Here is a 15,951-nt window from a genome sequence, read left to right on the forward strand (position 1 = left end):
AATGGCAAGCCTTTACCCCGCAGCTGACGGTCATCACGATGATGGTAAGCCCGCTTTCTTCCGGCGCTGGTTCTACTCCACCAACCATAAAGATATCGGAACTATGTATTTGTGGTTCGGTATGCTGTCGGGCCTCATTGGCGGTGGGTTGTCCTTTATGATGCGTTTGGAACTGGGCGAGCCCGGTATTCAATTCTTCACAAATTACCATACTTATAATGTGTTCGTGTCGATGCATGGCTTGATCATGATCTTCTTCATGGTGATGCCGGCGTTGATCGGGGGCTTTGGGAACTGGTTTGTGCCGCTGATGATCGGCGCGCCGGATATGGCCTTTCCGCGCATGAATAATCTGTCCTTCTGGCTTCTACCTGTTGCGCTGGTCCTGTTAATGACCAGCTTCTTTGTGCCCGGCGCGGGCGCGGATAACGGCTTTGGCGGAGGTTGGGTAATGTATCCACCGCTCTCGACAACAGGGCATAGCGGCCCCGCCTTTGACCTAATTATCATGGGTCTATTGGCGGCAGGCTTCTCGTCTATTTTTGGTGCGATCAACTTTATTACAACGATTTTAAACATGCGCGCACCGGGCATGACTATGCATAAAATGCCTTTGTTTGCCTGGTCCGTTTTGGTCACAGCCTTCCTGCTCTTGCTGGCTCTGCCGGTTCTGGCGGCGGCTTTGTTTATGCTGTTCTTTGACCGCAATGCAGGCACAGGCTTCTTTAATCCCGCGATGGGCGGCGACCCTGAAATGTTCCAGCATTTGTTCTGGTTCTTTGGTCATCCTGAAGTCTATATTATGATCCTGCCGGCTTTCGGGATTATCTCTCACGTTGTGAGCACATTTAGCCGCAAGCCGATCTTTGGGTATCTGGGCATGGCTTACGCCATGGTGTCTATTGGCGTTGTCGGCTTCGTGGTCTGGGCTCACCATATGTATACGGTAGGTATGGACGTTGATTTGAAACTTTACTTCATGGTCGCGACATTGGTCATTGCCGTGCCGACAGGCATAAAAATCTTCTCGTGGCTGGCGACCATGTGGGGCGGGTCAATCACTTTTGCCATTCCGATGCTATGGGCGATTGCTTTTATCTTCCTCTTCGTCATTGGCGGCGTCACGGGCGTTGTCCTGGCTATGCCCGCGGTTGATGTGGTGCTGCATGATACTTATTATGTCGTCGCGCATTTCCATTATGTTTTGTCGATGGGCGCGGTCTTCGGTATATTCTGCGGCTTCTATTATTGGTTCGGTAAAATCTTTGGCGTGATGTATAATAAGGTTCTGGCGCATATCCATTTCTGGCTATTCTTTATCGGCGTGAACCTGATTTTCTTCCCGCAGCATTTCCTCGGCCTGAACGGTATGCCGCGCCGTTATGTGGACTATCCGGTTGAATTTACGTTCTTTAACCAGCTCTCTACATTTGGCGCTCTGGTGACATTGGCTGGTACTGCCGCATTCTTCATCATGCTGATTGAGGCCTTTATCATCCGCCGTCCGGCAGAGGATAATTATTGGGGCGAAGGCGCAACCACGCTGGAATGGACACTCCCATCCCCGCCGCCTTATCACCAATTCAACACCCTCCCGCGCATCAAATAGCGGCGCCGCTACGGTGGTAGCGATGGTAAACATAATAAAAGCCGGATTCCTCGCGGGTCCGGCTTTTTTGTTGGCGGGATGTGTGGGCGCGTCTCCCGTTAGTGTTCAGCATGAGCTTTGGTTTGTCGGGCGTCATGAGTTTTTTCTTCCGCTAAGCGTCATTTTGATAGGGCTTTTGACTTTTGTGATCTGTAAATTTTTTCCGATATTTGGGCGGTCAATTCTGAGGGTGTTTAGAAGACCAATTATCTTGCCAGCGTTATGGGTGTTTAGCGCTGCTTTGTTTATAGTCGCTAAGGGAGCTACGAAAGCGCTCATGTCGGTTCCGGCTATAGCCTTGAGGCTGCAAGACTCCTATTTTCTCGGATCGTCGTCTTTAGAGCTGGTGAGTTTTATTGTCAGCTTTCTCATTGCGGCGATAGTTTTTGCCCTGTGGCCAAAAATTTTAAGCATGGGGTATAATGTCTGGCTCGCGTGGATATGCTGGCTATTTTATACGCTGGGCGCTGCGTTAATTGTATTTCCACGACTGTGGCCTGCAAACAAAAGCACGCCTAATCGCTACGTTGAGTATAACAATAGCTATGGATTTTGGGACTATATTTATGGCGCGGGAATAGTCTTATGCGGCATCGCCCTTGCGACATTTGTCATCCTTGTGATTGAAGCGCTTGTTGTGCGTCGTCCTTTGCGCGATAAGGCCGCCGACACCGTATTGGACAATGTTAAATGACTGACACATCGTCAACATCACCGCTCTCGCCGTCCGGTCTCGGCACGGCGCAGCCGCGTGATTATTTCGCGCTGATGAAGCCGCGCGTGATGAGCCTTGTTGTGTTCACCGCATGGGTTGGGTTGTTTGTTGCTCCGGGCCAGCTCTCATGGCCCCTCGCTGCCGCGTCGATCCTTTGCATTGCCGTCGGCGCAGGCGCATCCGGCGCGCTCAATATGTGGTGGGAAGCGGAGAGCGACGCGCTGATGTCGCGCACCAAAACCCGGCCTATCCCCGCCGGAAAGCTCTCGCGTGACAGCGCGCTGGGCTTTGGCGTCATTATGTCTGCGCTGTCGGTGCTGGGTCTGGCGATGGCCAGCAATTATTTCGCCGCCGCTTTTCTCGCTTTTACAATCGCGTTTTACGCTGTGTTTTACACCATGTGGCTGAAACGGGCGACTCCGCAAAATATTGTCATTGGCGGCGCGGCGGGGGCTTTCCCGCCCATGGTCGGCTATGCCGCCGTAACCGGCAATATCAGCTGGGACAGCATCATTTTATTTTTGATTACATTTATGTGGACGCCGCCGCATTTCTGGGCGCTGGCGCTGTATAAAACGATTGATTATGACAAGGCGGGCATTCCGATGATGCCCAATGTTGCGGGCGCGAAATCAACGCGGCGGCAGATATTTATTTACGCGCTCGCTCTGGCGGGCGTTTGCGTGTTGCCGCTGCTAACCGGTCTAGGCGGACCATTATACGGCGTCGTCGCGCTGGCGCTCAATGCCGGGTTTGTCGGGCTGGCCTATCGCGTGTGGCAATCTCGCGCAGGGGATCGCCCTGAACATGGCGACGAAAGATCACTATATGATGTAAAAGCAGGCGATAAAGCTGCGCGTAATCTGTTCGCATTTTCGCTGTTTTACCTGTTTACGATATTTGTCGCGATTGCGGCAGAACACGCTTTAAAACTCGTAGGATAAATCATGCAGCCCGAAAATAAAGTCATCGACTATGTGACACCGACTGCGCAGGAATTGGCCGCGCGTAAAAAACGTAATTTGGCCATTGCCGCCGCGCTGGTTACGTTCTGCGCTCTAATTTTTGCTCTGATGGTGTTCAAAAGCTGGGGCGGAGGCGCCTAAGTGACCGACGCGCAAAATAAGGCCGACCAACAGAGCCGTAATATCAGCCGCACGATAGGCATACTTGCGGTCGTGACATTCGCCATGTTGGGTCTCGGTTTTGCCTCGAAACCACTTTACGATACATTTTGCCGCGTCACAGGCTATGGCGGCACAACCCGCGTCGCCGATACGAATGAAAACCTCGTGAGCGACAGGGTGATTGAGGTGCGGTTTGACAGCAATGTCACGAATGGCCTGCCATGGACATTTAAACCCAATCAATTGTCGATGGATGTGCAGGTTGGGGCTAATAATCTAACTTTTTACAAAGTGACCAATCTGGCCAATTACCCCGTGATTGCGACGTCAAATTATAATCTGACCCCGATCAAGGCCGCGCCGTATTTTTCAAAATTGGAATGTTTCTGTTTTACGGAGCAGCGACTCGAGCCCGGCGAGAGCGCAGAGCTTCCCGTTGTGTTTTTCATCGACAATCAAATCCTCGACGACCCGCGTCTGGATGACATAAAAACCGTGACTTTGTCTTATACCTTCTTCCCCGTTGATGAAAAAGCCTAAGCCGCGACGCAAAGCCGCTATTATCTGCCGTGAAAACATTGCCCGCGGGTTAGCTTTTAGCTATAGCGGAGAAAATCTACGCCTTTCTTTTGCTGGAGTGCCCTATGGCCGGACATGCCGTTGAACATGACTATCACCTGATTGATCCAAGCCCGTGGCCGCTCGTGGCTTCTATGGCGGCATTGGTCTGGTGTTTTGGAATGGTTATCTTTTTCAAAGGCCTAGCCTCCGCAGATAGCGGCACGGCCTTTTTCCTCGCTAAAGGTGCATGGCCTATCCTTGCCGGCGGCATTTTATTTTCCGCTTATGCCATGTTTGCATGGTGGAAAGACGTCACTGCAGAAAGCCGCGCCGGAGATCATACACCGGTTGTGCAGCTTGGCCTGCGCTACGGCATGATTATGTTCATCATGCAAGAAGTCATGTTCTTTGTCGGATGGTTCTGGATGTTCTTTGAACTCGGACTTTTTCATAAAGTCCGCGCCGGATGGAACCCTGATGTAACAGATAATCCTGAAAAATGGGCCGATAGCTGGACCGGCGGCCTGCATACGGTTGACCCATGGAATTTGCCATTGATGAATACTCTGGTTTTGTTGCTGTCCGGCACGACCGTCACATGGGCGCATCACGCGCTCATCCACGGCAAACGCAATGAAGCCAAATGGGGGCTGGGCCTGACCATTTTGCTCGGCATAGCTTTTACTGCATTGCAGGCGCTCGAATATTATGAAATTTTCACGCACCGCGCCGACGGAGAACCGTGGTATGATGTGAATGCTTATGGCTCAATCTTTATCTTTGCGACGGGCTTTCACGGCTTTCACGTTCTTATAGGGACGATCTTCCTGCTGGTGTGCTGGTCACGTCTGATGGCGGGCGGCTTTACCGCCAAGAAGCATTTCGGGTTTGAAGCGGCCGCCTGGTATTGGCACTTTGTCGATGTCGTCTGGATTTTCCTCTTCGCCTTCATCTATGTCTTGTTCCAATATAACGGCGTCCATTAAAGGGCGTGCCCGGCTTCCTTGTTCTTGACGGTATTAAAGGCCGCTGCCCCGATTGTGGCAGCGGCTCTTTATTTTCAGGCTTTCTAAAATACGCTACCCACTGCGAAGTGTGCAGCAAGGATTTTCAATCCGAAGATGCCGGTGACGGCCCCGCTGTCTTTGTCATATTTATTGCGGGATTTTTTATTGTGCCATTGGCGCTTGTGTTCCAGCTTGCGCTCGACGCACCCGTCTGGCTGACTTTGCTCATCTGGATACCCGTTATCTTGATTTCGTCTATAGTGCTGCTGCGTCCGTTGCGCGGCATCATGTTGGCCATGCAGCTGAGCCGGGATTCCGGCGAAGCCCGGCTGGAAGATAAGGACGGCTCGATAGAGGATAAGAGTTGATGCGTTTTCGTCCCATGCCCGGTTTTACAGTCCTCACTCTGATTATGCTGGCGATTTTGATTTCGCTCGGTACGTGGCAATATCAGCGCCTACAATGGAAAACGGACCTGCTTGCCAGCATTGATGCGGCTGCGGATGCCGCGCCCTTTATGAGCCTGTCAGCGGTCAACACAGCCATAGAGGACGGTGATCCCGTGGATTTCCGTCGTATTGAAATTGTCGTGACGCCAATCCCGGCTGCGGGTGAGTCCAAAATTGCAACGCCGGTCTTCTTTGTCTTCACAACACAGGACAAGAAAACCTATTGGCGCGTTTTTTATCCCGTATCATCACACGGCAATGGGGTTTATGTCGCTGGACCGCTTATACCCGACGCGCAAAAACTTGCCTATAAATTGCCCAATGACCCCCAAGAGAGTGTGACGGGGTATGTCCGTCTGCATCAGACCCCCGGCTTTGGCAGTCCAAAATCGACACCGTCTCAAAACCGCTATTTTTCGTTCAATCCTGTTCCTGACGAACTGGATTGGGGCGAAGCTATTCCAGGACGCGATATCCAGACGGGTTATTATATCGACGCCGTCCCGGCCACGCGTGCCGAAAACATCCCGCCGAAACGGCCTGATATTCGCAATAATCATTTTGACTATATGCTGACATGGTACAGCTTTGCCCTGATCCTGCTGGTAATCTACACCATCATGCATGTGCGCGCGGGTCGGCTCAGTTTTGGGGGCCGTTCGTGAGTCCTCGCCGGCGCGCTGACACTAATACGGCTCTGTTCGAAACTGTGGCAGGCGGCGGCGTGCATCTGCGTCATCCCCAATGGGCTGATTATGATGCATGGGCAGAACTGCGACTGTCTTCGCGCCAACATTTACAGCCTTGGGAGCCGCGCTGGAGCGATGATCATCTGACCCGCAGCGCTTATCGCGCCCGATTGACGCGGTTTAAAAAAATGGTCGCTGCGGATCAAGGCTATCCATTTCATATTTTTCGCGCCTCTGACAATGTTATGGTCGGAGCCGTCAATTTAACGAATGTACAGAGAAAAGTGAAACAAAGCTGCGCGCTGGGCTACTGGATTGCGCAGCGCCATTCCCGGCAGGGCTATGCCCGCGCCGCCGTGCGTGCCGTGTCACGTTTTGCGTTTGAGACTTTGGCTTTGCACCGCATTGAAGCCGCCGTGGGTCTGGATAATACAGCATCGCGGCATCTACTCGACGCGGCCGGATTTACCCATGAGGGGATCGGGCGCGGCTATTTAAAAATTGACGGTGTCTGGCGTGACCATGATCTAATGGCGAAATTGTCAAATGATTAGCTAGGCCGATCCGCTAAACATGGAGAGTTGCGACGGTTTAATCCCGATTTGCGCCAGCGCCGCTTCCCACATTTTCTCAGGTTTTGTGTCATAGATAAGCGCGTCTGTGCCCTCAGCTATCAGCCAGGCATTGACGCCAAGTTCGGCCTCAAGCTGTCCCGGTGACCATCCGGCATAACCCAGCGCAAAAATGGCGCGCTCCGGCGGGCTCTCTCCGGCCAAGGCGAGCAACACATCTTTGGTGGACGTCAATACAAGCCCGTCACGCACGCGTATGGAAGATTCCAGAGAGAAAAAATCATCACTATGAAGGACGAAGCCGCGCTCACGTCCCACTGGGCCGCCGTTAAAGACGGGGCGGGGGCGGGCGGCATTGGGGCCTTCAACGCCGGACTGTTTCAAAATTTCGCCGAGGTTAACGCGCGGCTGCGGATTGTTGAGCACCACCCCCATAGCCCCGTCATCATCGTGCAGGCACATCATAATGATACTACGCGCAAAACGAGGGTCCAACATAGCGGGCGTGGCGATTAAAATCTGTCCGCCTAGATATTGCGTTTCAAAGCTCATAGCCCAGCAAAGCACGGCGCGGCGATTAATGGCAAGCATGTCTTGCCAAAAGGGCGCGTTATGACCATATTTTAGCTGTATAGACCCAAACCCGGAGAGACTTATGAGCCTTAAAGTCGGCGATAAATTACCTGAAGCCACTTTTATGATCCCCACGCCTGACGGCCCGGAGCCGCGCAGTACGGATGATATTTTTAAAGGCAAGCGCGTCGCGCTCTTTGCCGTACCCGGGGCTTTTACCCCGACCTGTAGCGCCAAACACCTGCCGGGCTTTAAAAACCGCGCCGATGAGTTGTCTGCCAAAGGTATTGACGCGATTGCCTGCACATCGGTCAATGATGTTTTCGTCATGGATGCGTGGGGCAAGCAGTCAGAGGCGGGAGATATGATGATGCTGGCCGACGGCAACGGGGATTTTGCCCGTGCCGCCGGACTGGACATGGACGCAACAGGCTTCGGCATGGGCGGGCGCAGCCAGCGCTATTCGCTAATTGCAAATGACGGTGTTGTCGAACAAATCAATGTCGAGCAAAGCGGCGAGTTTAAAGTCAGTTCTGCCGATTATATGCTGGAGCAGCTTTAAGCTGCCCGCCTGCCGCAGGGTTTTGCCCTGCGGCGCATTCGGCCCCATGGACGCCGGATAATATTATAAAATCAAAGGGGACATCATGGACATTGCGCAATATCTTCCAATTATATTCTTACTTCTGGTTATCGTTGTGGTGTTCAAAGCGATCAAGATTGTTCCGCAAGGCCGCGAGTTCCCGATTGAACGCTTCGGGCGTTACAGCAAAACATTAAAACCCGGCCTGTCTTTTATCATTCCATTTTTCGACCGTATCGGGGATCGCACCGATATGCGCGAGCGCGTTATAGATATTCCGTCCCAAGACGTAATTACCAAAGATAATGTCATGGTCACCGCTGACGCCGTTGTCTTCATCCAGGTCACGGATGCCCGCCGCGCAGTCTATGAGGTGGACAGCCTTGATAACGCCATCCAGAATCTCTGTCTGACGAATGTGCGGACGGTTGTCGGATCTATGGATCTGGACGAAGTCCTCTCCCGCCGTGACGAAATTAATGCCCGCCTGCTCACCGTGATTGATAATGCAACCGATCCCTGGGGCACGAAAGTGACGCGGATTGAGATCAAAGATCTGTCCCCGCCTCATGACATTACCCAGGCCATGAACAAGCAGATGAAAGCCGAGCGCGAGAAACGCGCCGATATTTTGAACGCCGAAGGGTCCAAACAATCCTCTATCTTGCGCGCTGAAGGCGAAAAAGAAGCCGCCATTCGCGAAGCTGAAGGCCGCCGCCAAGCTGCGTTTCTTGACGCCGAAGCCCGCGAGCGCGAGGCACAAGCCGAAGCTAAAGCGACCCAGATGGTGAGCGACGCCATTGCCAAAGGTGACGTCAACGCGATCAACTATTTTATTGCTCAGGATTATGTCAAAGCTTTTGAAAAGCTGGCCAGTTCTCCGCAGCAAAAAACCGTTATCGTACCGGCAGAGCTGTCTGCTCTCGCCGCGACTGTGGGCGGGATAAGCGCCCTGCTCGGCGGCGATAAAAAAGCAGGTAAATAGATCATGGAGCCGGCGACAAATGGATTGGTAGTCATGCTCGAAGGGCTTAATGCTTGGAAGTGGCTGATCTTCGGAATGCTACTGTTGATATTTGAGTTGTTTACCGGATCGCTGTTTATTCTGTGGCCGGCTTTGGCCGCGCTCATCGTCGGCATGGTCAAATTTGTCCTGCCGCTGGGCTGGGAAAGCCAGCTCGTCCTGTTTGCTATATTGACGGCGATCGGTCTGTTGATAGGCGAGAAATATATACGCCCACGCCTGCGCCGCGATGATGCCGCAGATGACCTCAATGCGCCGGGTAAGAAAATGGTCGGCCGTAAAGCCGTTGCAGTAACGGATTTCATTGTCGGTGAAGGCCGGGTCGCTTACGGCGATACGCAATGGCGAGCGCGCCTTGCCGACGGTAATGCCGTGACCGGAGATACGCTTGTGATCACGGGAATTGACGGCGCAACTTTATTGGTCGTGCGTGATTAGCCAATTGTGCATGCAGCCCTCATGCGTTTATAAGCGCGCCTTATGAATTCAGTCATAATCATTCCGGCCCGTATGGCCAGCCTCCGCCTTCCCGGCAAACCGCTCGCCGATATATGCGGCGCGCCGATGATTGTGCGCTGCGCGCAGCGCGCACAAGCAGCAGCTCTCGGCCCTGTCTATATTGCGTGTTGCGAGCCCGAAGTCCGCGACGCCGTTCAAGCTGCAGGCTATGAGGCCGTCATGACCGATCCGGATTTGCCGTCCGGGACTGACCGCATTAAAGCGGCGCTGGAGCAGATTGATCCTGACGGTAAATTTGACACTATAATCAATGTGCAGGGCGATTTGCCGACGTTGGATCCGTCTATTCTTAAAACCGCCATGTCTGTGATGGATAATAAGAGCGTTGATATCGGAACATTAGCGGTCGAGACCGAAGATCCGGGTGATATTGCCAATCCCAATGTTGTCAAAGCCGTCATTTCATTCGCGCATGAAGGTGCTGGACGCGCTCTATATTTCACCCGCGCGAGCGCGCCCTCAGGCGATGGCCCTGTCTATCACCATGTCGGGCTTTATGTTTATCGCCGCGCTGCGCTGAATAGCTTTTGCGCGCTTGCCCCTTCACCGTTAGAGCGGCGCGAACGGCTGGAACAGCTACGCGCGCTGGAGGCCGGCATGCGCATCGACGTGGCCCTGATTGACACGGCCCCGCATGGCGTGGATACCCCCGCCGATCTTGTGCGCGCCCGCGCTGAATACGAGTCCGCATTATGACCAAACACATTGCCTTTCAGGGCGAAGCCGGCGCCTATTCGCATCTGGCCTGCTCACATTATCATCCGAATATGACCCCGCTGCCATGCCCGTCTTTTCAGGCCGTTTTTACGGCTGTGCAATCGGGCAAAGCGGACGCGGCCATGATCCCGGTAGAAAATACATTAGCCGGACGGGTGAGCGATATTTACCATCTTCTGCCTGAAGGTAATCTGTTCATCACTGAGGAGCATTATCTACCGATCCGGCATCAGCTTCTGGGTATTAAAGGCGCGGTATTGTCTGATATTAAAATCGCGCGCTCCCACGCCATGGCGCTGGGACAGGTGCGTAAAAATCTGCTGGCATTGGGCATCGCGCCGATGGAAGATATTGACACGGCGGGCGCAGCGCAAAAAGTTGCCCTACGCGGCGATAAGGCGATAGCCGCGGTGGCCAGCACAATGGCTGCACAGCTTTATAATCTGGACATATTGAAAGAAAATATTGAGGACGAGCCGCATAATACGACGCGGTTTCTCACACTAGCGCGAAAGCCCGCTCCGGCCATAGGCGACGGCCCGTGGGTGACAAGCTTTATTTTCAAAGTCCGCAATGTCCCCAGCGCGCTATATAAAGCGCTGGGCGGGTTTGCCACGAACAGCCTGAACATGACCAAGCTGGAGAGCTACATGATCGGCGGTTCGTTCACCGCTACGCAGTTTTACGCTGATGTGGAAGGCCATCCCGATGATACGGCGATGGGGCATGCTCTTGAGGAACTGCGGTTTTTCTCCGAAAAAGTCATTATGCTCGGGACTTACGCCGCTGACCCCTCCCGGGAGACAGAGTGAACCCCACTCTAGGATATCGCGGGCATGAGCCCTATATCAAAGCCATGAAACGCTTGATTTGTATATTGGTTGTTGGACTCATGGGCTGTGGCGTCGGGCCAATGCCTGCCTCGGCAGATGAACCCGCAGTCTATACCAATTGGCGCACGAATGCCGCGCTGTCGGCTTACGACGCGATGAGCTTTCACGACGGCACGCCTGTTAAAGGGGATCCCCAATATTACTATAGTTACCAGGGCGCGATGTTTTACTTCTCAAGCCAGAAGAACCGTAACCGTTTTATCAGCGAGCCGGAGCGTTTTGCGCCAGCCTATGGCGGCTATTGCGCCTGGGCTGTATCGCATGGCAAACTTGCGCCGGGCGATCCCGAATATTGGACGGTCAAAGACGGACGCCTTTATTTAAACTTCAATCGCCGCGTGCAGCGGCGTTGGCTCAAGCGCGCCGATAGATATATCGCCAGAGCAGACGCGAAATGGCCGGAGATTCTTGAAGACTAGCCGCGGATTATCCGTCTTGATCCAGCCACCAGCGCAGCAATTGATGCGCGATTGCGTAGCGCGGCGGTATTAAAAATTCTTCCGATGTTTTATCGAAAACGGCCCTTACCGTTTTACGGTCAAACCACCGCGCGGTTTCAATCTCTTTAGTATTAATCGTGAGTTTTTTATTTTCGGCGCGGCAGGTCATGCCCACCATGATCTGGCTGGGAAAGGGCCAAGGCTGGCTCATCACATAGCGCGCGTCAGAAATATTCACACCGGTTTCTTCCCACACTTCGCGACGCACGGCTTCTTCCATGGTTTCGCCGGGCGATACAAAACCGGCCAGCGCGGAATAGGCGCCTTCGGGCCAAGTTGCGCCGCGGCCTAATAAAACCTGATCCCCATGCTCGACCAGCATTATCACGACAGGGTTGACGCGCGGGAAATGTTCCTGCTGACATTCGGGGCAAATGCGTTTGACGCCGCCTTCATACGCCATGGTTTTCTTGCCGCATTGCGCGCAAAAACTATGGGTTTTATGCCAGTCAAAAAGAGACTTGGCCCGTCCGGCAATGGCCAGATCCTTGGCGCTTAAGCGCCCCGCAATGCCGCGCAAATTTTCAAATGCTTCGCCGGGCCGCGCGGGGCTCTGTATGTCGACTTTTACATTGAACGCAAAAAGCGGCTTTTTACTGTCCATGCCAAGAAATACCGGGCCGGGATCAAATATATTGCGTCCTTTCATGGCCGAAGGGTGGACGCGAAACAGCGCCCCGTCCGGGGCAATAGCCGGCTTGCCATCGGTCATTAGAATTGCGGTCGCGTTTTTGTTCTTTAAATATGTCTGCAGGGTCGCCACATCGCGGCGCGTTTCTGCGTGGTCGAAAGGGCCGCCGGCAAAGGCAATATTATAATCATGGGTCATGGCGCAGTCCTGCCGAATTGCCCCGCTTAAAGCAAGGCCTTAACACTGGCCTAAAACGTAAAAAAACCGCCCCATGGAAAGTCCAGGGGCGGGATGTAATTTATCGGTTTGGAAGTTGGTAAATATCTTGTTTAAGCCGCTATGACGTTGTCGGTCAGGTTAGATACTTTATCTTTAGTAATGTTGGCAGCGCCTAAAATGTGCTGCTTATCAATTTACTCTTCTTCGTCTGAACTCGCCATTTTCGCAGCTTCTTGAGAGCTGATGGCTGGCGTATCTTTATCGTGTTCAGCGCCTTTTTTAGATTGGCGGGTTTCGGTATTAATATTTGGATTGGTCATGTTAGGCCTTTCTGACTTTGGGCTTCGGAGCGCTTTTTGTCGGCGTGGGCATGCTGACTTCCGGCTGAACCGTTTGGCCCGGTAAGGTTGGTGATGTTTCGACGCTATCAGTCCTCCCGGGACGTTCGGCGTGCAGATCATTTGGGTGTGTATTTGTATTGGTCATACTTAAATAACGGGCAATCACTGTTTTCGTTCCGATGTTGGGACTTGCTTACATTGCCACGCTTTGTCATAAGCCGCGCCGGAAGGTCGGCTATGGACGGAGTCCTCGCCAACCCGGTCAGGACGGGAACGTAGCAGCCGTAACGAGTTTTCTTCGGGTCATGGTTTGGCCTTCCACTTTTTTATTTCCCGGCCCGCGCTGAAGCGCGAGACTCGCCTCTTGTAAAAATTCCCGCGATAGCCGTGCTGAATTGAATCAACCGCCATTTTCTTATCATCCAAAATATTTAAAATGCAGTCGTGGTTAATCGGCTGTTAAAGCGCATCCGCGCATAATTACTGCTCTATTTACGGAGCCGGTCATGGCCAGACTATCTTTCAGAGCGTCCAAAGCGGTGCGCCTCGGCGTATTGGCCATGGCGTGGGTTTGGGTATGCGGAATTTGCGTGTCATTGGCTTCTGCTTACTGGGCGCTGCATGACATGCCGGAGCTACCCTCACTCTCCGATCACCGCCGACCGGTCAGTATTGTTTTCAAAGACCGCTATGGTCAGGATGTTGGTGTGCGCGGGGCTTTGCCCAGCGCGCCGGCTAATTTGGATATTCTGCCGTTGCATTTGCCCCAAGCGCTTCTATCCATTGAAGACCGCCGGTTTTATGGCCATTCCGGTATAGATCCTCTGGGCATTGCCCGTGCTTTATATGTCAATTACCGCAGCGGAGAGCTAAGACAAGGCGGCTCAACCCTCACACAGCAGCTTGCCAAGAACCTGTTTCTGGATAATGACCGCACGATAAAGCGCAAAGCGCAGGAAGCCTTTATTGCGTTATATTTAGAGCAGCGCTTTTCCAAGCGCGAGATTATCGAGCTATATCTGGGGCGGGTTTATTTTGGCGGTGGGGCTTACGGTATTGACGCTGCGGCGGAGCGGTTTTTTGCGAAACCTGCAGCCGATCTAACGCTGGGGGAAAGCGCTATTTTGACCGGGCTTCTCAAAGCGCCGTCTGATTATGCGCCGTCTCAAAGCGGTGTTCCCGCCGCGCGGCGCGCGACATTGGTTATGCAGGCGATGGTACGCGATCGCGTCATTACGCCGGCTCAGCGCGACGCCATTTACGCGCAGCGTATCTGGGTTGAATCACCCCATAATTCGGGCAGTGAAAATTATGCCATGGATTATGCCATGATCGAATTAACAAGCTTTATGGGCGTTCCTGACGAGGATATTGTTGTGCATCTGGCGCTGGATATGCGACTGCAAAATGCGGCAGAGGCTGCGGTGGCGACACATTTGGATCCGGAGCGGCGCGCGCGTCAGGCCGCTGTCATCACGCTGGACGGGACAGGCGGCGTGCGCGCGCTTGTCGGCGGGGCTGATTACGGCCAGTCTCAATTTGACCGGGCCACACTGGCCCGCCGGCAGCCGGGAAGCGCCTTTAAACCTTTCGTCTATCTGACGGCATTGCGCGCCGGAATTTCGCTGCAGGACATGCGCGTCGACCGCCCTGTTACGCTCGGAGATTGGACGCCGCGTAATTTTAGCAAGATTCACAAAGGCGATATTTCGGTTGAGCGCAGCTTTGCCCTATCGATTAATACGGTCGCTGTCGCCCTGTCACAGGAAACAAGCCCGCAAGCCGTCGTGGCTACGGCCTCACAAATGGGACTGCCGGAGTTCAAACCTTACCGGTCTATCGCTCTGGGCGCGCAGGAGGTCACGCCGTTGCAGCTGACCCGCGCCTATCTGCCTTTTGCCAGCCAGGGCTATTTCTATGACGCTTATATGATTGAAACAATCGAGACGCCCGAAGGCGCGGCCATTTACAGGCGCAGACCGCCGGAGGCAAAGCGCGTCCTTGCGGCTGGAGAACTGCGGCAAATGAACAGCCTGATGCACGGCGTTGTCACCTTCGGCACGGGGCGCGGCTCGACTATTGCGGGACGCGAAACTGCGGGGAAAACGGGAACGACTAATAATTACCGCGATGCGTGGTTTGTAGGTTTTGCCCCTGATCTTGTAACAGGGGTCTGGGTTGGCAATGACGAAAACCAGTCCATGCGCCGCGTCACGGGCGGGTCAATCCCCGCGAAAATCTGGCAGGACGTCATGACAGAAGGTCTGCGCGATCTTCCTAACCGCAGCCTACCCCGCACGGCCACACGGTTTACCCAGGGTGAACCGGAGCCTACGCAGCCACTGGGTCCATTGCTCACCTCGATTGAAGGGCAATTGCCAAATTGAGATAAATAGTTAGTAATCCGCGCCGACGGCGTGAAGCTTTGCACCGTGATCGCGCAGCCATTTGCGCCCCGGCTTGGCCGTATCGACCAAATCGTCGACAATATTCCAAAAAGCGCGGCTATGGTTCATTTCAATGCGGTGGGCGACTTCGTGGGCGCATACATAATCCAGCACCCAGTCCGGAGCGCAGATCAGCCGCCAGCTATAGCTGATATCGCCACTTGCCGCGCAGCTGCCCCAGCGTGAGCGTGTATCGCGAACCGTAACATTGGCGGGCCTCAGATCCAGCGCGTGTGTATGAATAAGCGTGCGCGCCTCTAGCTGCTCGCGGGCCTGCCGAATTAAAAACCTACGCATGCGTCCTGACAAAGCTCCCGGGGGCGCCGGGACGAGCAGGCGCGGCGGGACATGTACGCCGCTGTCCAGAGTCTGCGCGGGCAGATATTTCGGACGGTCACGACTTACGGGGCTAAGAACCTGTGTGGCCGCGCCGCGAAACATAATCTGTCCGCCATTTATAAAAGGCTGAGCTTCGGGGAGTTTTTCCAAATGCACGGAAATCCAGTCGGCCTTGTCACGGGCAAAGGCGCGCGCGGCGGACAGATTGCGCATATTCGGCGCAGTAACGATCATTTCGCGCTTGGCGGCGTCCATTTTAATGGAAATATTCTTCGCGCGATTATTTACAGTATAGACCAGACGCGGCTCGGCGTTATCGCGCTCACGAAAAGCGGGCGCTTTGGTTTTAGGCTGTTTGCGGCGAAGAAGCATTAGCTCGATATGGCCACATTTGGGA

The 15,951-nt window shown here is 53.8% G+C and carries 20 protein-coding genes and 1 other RNA gene; 17 read left to right on the forward strand and 4 right to left on the reverse strand.

The window, feature by feature from the left end; all coding sequences use genetic code 11:
* The first annotated feature begins 1 nt into the window (after nucleotide 1).
* From ctaD to H142_RS0106425, 9 genes are all read left to right on the forward strand, one after another.
* On the forward strand, nucleotides 2–1,609 hold the full coding sequence (ctaD, locus tag H142_RS0106385; protein ID WP_017931281.1) for a cytochrome c oxidase subunit I: 1,608 nt from the start codon (nucleotides 2–4) through the stop codon (nucleotides 1,607–1,609).
* A 385-nt stretch (nucleotides 1,610–1,994) separates the two neighbouring features.
* On the forward strand, nucleotides 1,995–2,342 hold the full coding sequence (locus tag H142_RS16800; RefSeq protein ID WP_169331818.1) for a hypothetical protein: 348 nt from the start codon (nucleotides 1,995–1,997) through the stop codon (nucleotides 2,340–2,342).
* Entirely contained in the window at nucleotides 2,339–3,307 is a 969-nt protein-coding gene (gene cyoE, locus H142_RS0106395) for a heme o synthase (RefSeq protein ID WP_017931283.1), read from the forward strand. The genes H142_RS16800 and cyoE overlap by 4 nt, the downstream gene beginning before the upstream one ends.
* Before the next feature lie 3 nt (nucleotides 3,308–3,310).
* Complete coding sequence (locus H142_RS16805; protein ID WP_017931284.1) at nucleotides 3,311–3,469, forward strand: hypothetical protein; 159 nt, start codon at nucleotides 3,311–3,313, stop codon at nucleotides 3,467–3,469.
* Complete coding sequence (locus tag H142_RS0106405) at nucleotides 3,470–4,030, forward strand: cytochrome c oxidase assembly protein (RefSeq protein ID WP_017931285.1); 561 nt, start codon at nucleotides 3,470–3,472, stop codon at nucleotides 4,028–4,030.
* Between the two features lie 104 nt (nucleotides 4,031–4,134).
* Nucleotides 4,135–5,037 (forward strand): cytochrome c oxidase subunit 3, encoded by a 903-nt coding sequence (locus tag H142_RS0106410; RefSeq protein WP_017931286.1) that lies wholly within the window; start codon nucleotides 4,135–4,137, stop codon nucleotides 5,035–5,037.
* 5 nt (nucleotides 5,038–5,042) lie between these two features.
* Complete coding sequence (locus H142_RS0106415; RefSeq protein ID WP_017931287.1) at nucleotides 5,043–5,426, forward strand: DUF983 domain-containing protein; 384 nt, start codon at nucleotides 5,043–5,045, stop codon at nucleotides 5,424–5,426.
* The gene (locus tag H142_RS0106420) at nucleotides 5,426–6,172 is read left to right on the forward strand and encodes an SURF1 family protein (RefSeq protein ID WP_017931288.1); all 747 of its coding nucleotides are present in this window, start codon (nucleotides 5,426–5,428) and stop codon (nucleotides 6,170–6,172) included. Before H142_RS0106415 ends, H142_RS0106420 begins: the two co-directional genes overlap by 1 nt.
* Nucleotides 6,169–6,750, forward strand: coding sequence for a GNAT family N-acetyltransferase (locus H142_RS0106425; protein WP_017931289.1), 582 nt, complete (start codon nucleotides 6,169–6,171; stop codon nucleotides 6,748–6,750). Before H142_RS0106420 ends, H142_RS0106425 begins: the two co-directional genes overlap by 4 nt.
* Here the strand turns inward: H142_RS0106425 and H142_RS0106430 are convergent, their stop codons facing one another.
* A complete protein-coding gene (locus tag H142_RS0106430) occupies nucleotides 6,751–7,359 on the reverse strand; it encodes a YqgE/AlgH family protein (RefSeq protein ID WP_017931290.1) in 609 nt (202 codons plus the stop codon).
* 64 nt (nucleotides 7,360–7,423) lie between these two features.
* Between H142_RS0106430 and H142_RS0106435 the strand changes: the two genes are divergently transcribed.
* The 6 genes from H142_RS0106435 (at nucleotide 7,424) to H142_RS0106460 (ending at nucleotide 11,496) form a co-directional block, all read left to right on the forward strand.
* Entirely contained in the window at nucleotides 7,424–7,903 is a 480-nt protein-coding gene (locus tag H142_RS0106435; RefSeq protein WP_017931291.1) for a peroxiredoxin, read from the forward strand.
* An 85-nt stretch (nucleotides 7,904–7,988) separates the two neighbouring features.
* Nucleotides 7,989–8,909 (forward strand): SPFH domain-containing protein, encoded by a 921-nt coding sequence (locus tag H142_RS0106440; RefSeq protein ID WP_017931292.1) that lies wholly within the window; start codon nucleotides 7,989–7,991, stop codon nucleotides 8,907–8,909.
* Between the two features lie 3 nt (nucleotides 8,910–8,912).
* A complete protein-coding gene (locus H142_RS0106445) occupies nucleotides 8,913–9,386 on the forward strand; it encodes an NfeD family protein (RefSeq protein ID WP_017931293.1) in 474 nt (157 codons plus the stop codon).
* Nucleotides 9,387–9,428: 42 nt separating this feature from the next.
* A complete protein-coding gene (locus H142_RS0106450) occupies nucleotides 9,429–10,163 on the forward strand; it encodes a 3-deoxy-manno-octulosonate cytidylyltransferase (protein WP_017931294.1) in 735 nt (244 codons plus the stop codon).
* Nucleotides 10,160–10,996: a prephenate dehydratase gene (locus tag H142_RS0106455; RefSeq protein ID WP_017931295.1), complete on the forward strand. Its 837-nt coding sequence runs from the start codon at nucleotides 10,160–10,162 to the stop codon at nucleotides 10,994–10,996. Before H142_RS0106450 ends, H142_RS0106455 begins: the two co-directional genes overlap by 4 nt.
* Complete coding sequence (locus H142_RS0106460) at nucleotides 10,993–11,496, forward strand: YHS domain-containing (seleno)protein (RefSeq protein WP_017931296.1); 504 nt, start codon at nucleotides 10,993–10,995, stop codon at nucleotides 11,494–11,496. Before H142_RS0106455 ends, H142_RS0106460 begins: the two co-directional genes overlap by 4 nt.
* A gap of 7 nt (nucleotides 11,497–11,503) precedes the next feature.
* Here the strand turns inward: H142_RS0106460 and nudC are convergent, their stop codons facing one another.
* The gene (nudC, locus tag H142_RS14660) at nucleotides 11,504–12,406 is read right to left on the reverse strand and encodes an NAD(+) diphosphatase (RefSeq protein WP_017931297.1); all 903 of its coding nucleotides are present in this window, start codon (nucleotides 12,404–12,406) and stop codon (nucleotides 11,504–11,506) included.
* Nucleotides 12,407–12,621: 215 nt separating this feature from the next.
* Complete coding sequence (locus H142_RS17150) at nucleotides 12,622–12,747, reverse strand: hypothetical protein (protein ID WP_017931298.1); 126 nt, start codon at nucleotides 12,745–12,747, stop codon at nucleotides 12,622–12,624.
* A 246-nt stretch (nucleotides 12,748–12,993) separates the two neighbouring features.
* Here H142_RS17150 and ffs point away from each other — a divergent pair.
* Nucleotides 12,994–13,091: signal recognition particle sRNA small type (gene ffs / locus H142_RS16640), an RNA gene on the forward strand.
* A 183-nt stretch (nucleotides 13,092–13,274) separates the two neighbouring features.
* Nucleotides 13,275–15,155 (forward strand): transglycosylase domain-containing protein, encoded by a 1,881-nt coding sequence (locus H142_RS14665; RefSeq protein ID WP_017931299.1) that lies wholly within the window; start codon nucleotides 13,275–13,277, stop codon nucleotides 15,153–15,155.
* Nucleotides 15,156–15,164: 9 nt separating this feature from the next.
* Here H142_RS14665 and H142_RS0106480 read toward each other — a convergent pair whose 3' ends face one another.
* Nucleotides 15,165–15,926, reverse strand: coding sequence for a M48 family metallopeptidase (locus H142_RS0106480; protein WP_017931300.1), 762 nt, complete (start codon nucleotides 15,924–15,926; stop codon nucleotides 15,165–15,167).
* Nucleotides 15,927–15,951: the final 25 nt, after the last annotated feature.

Source organism: Robiginitomaculum antarcticum DSM 21748, from assembly GCF_000365025.1.
Taxonomy (GTDB): domain Bacteria; phylum Pseudomonadota; class Alphaproteobacteria; order Caulobacterales; family Maricaulaceae; genus Robiginitomaculum; species Robiginitomaculum antarcticum.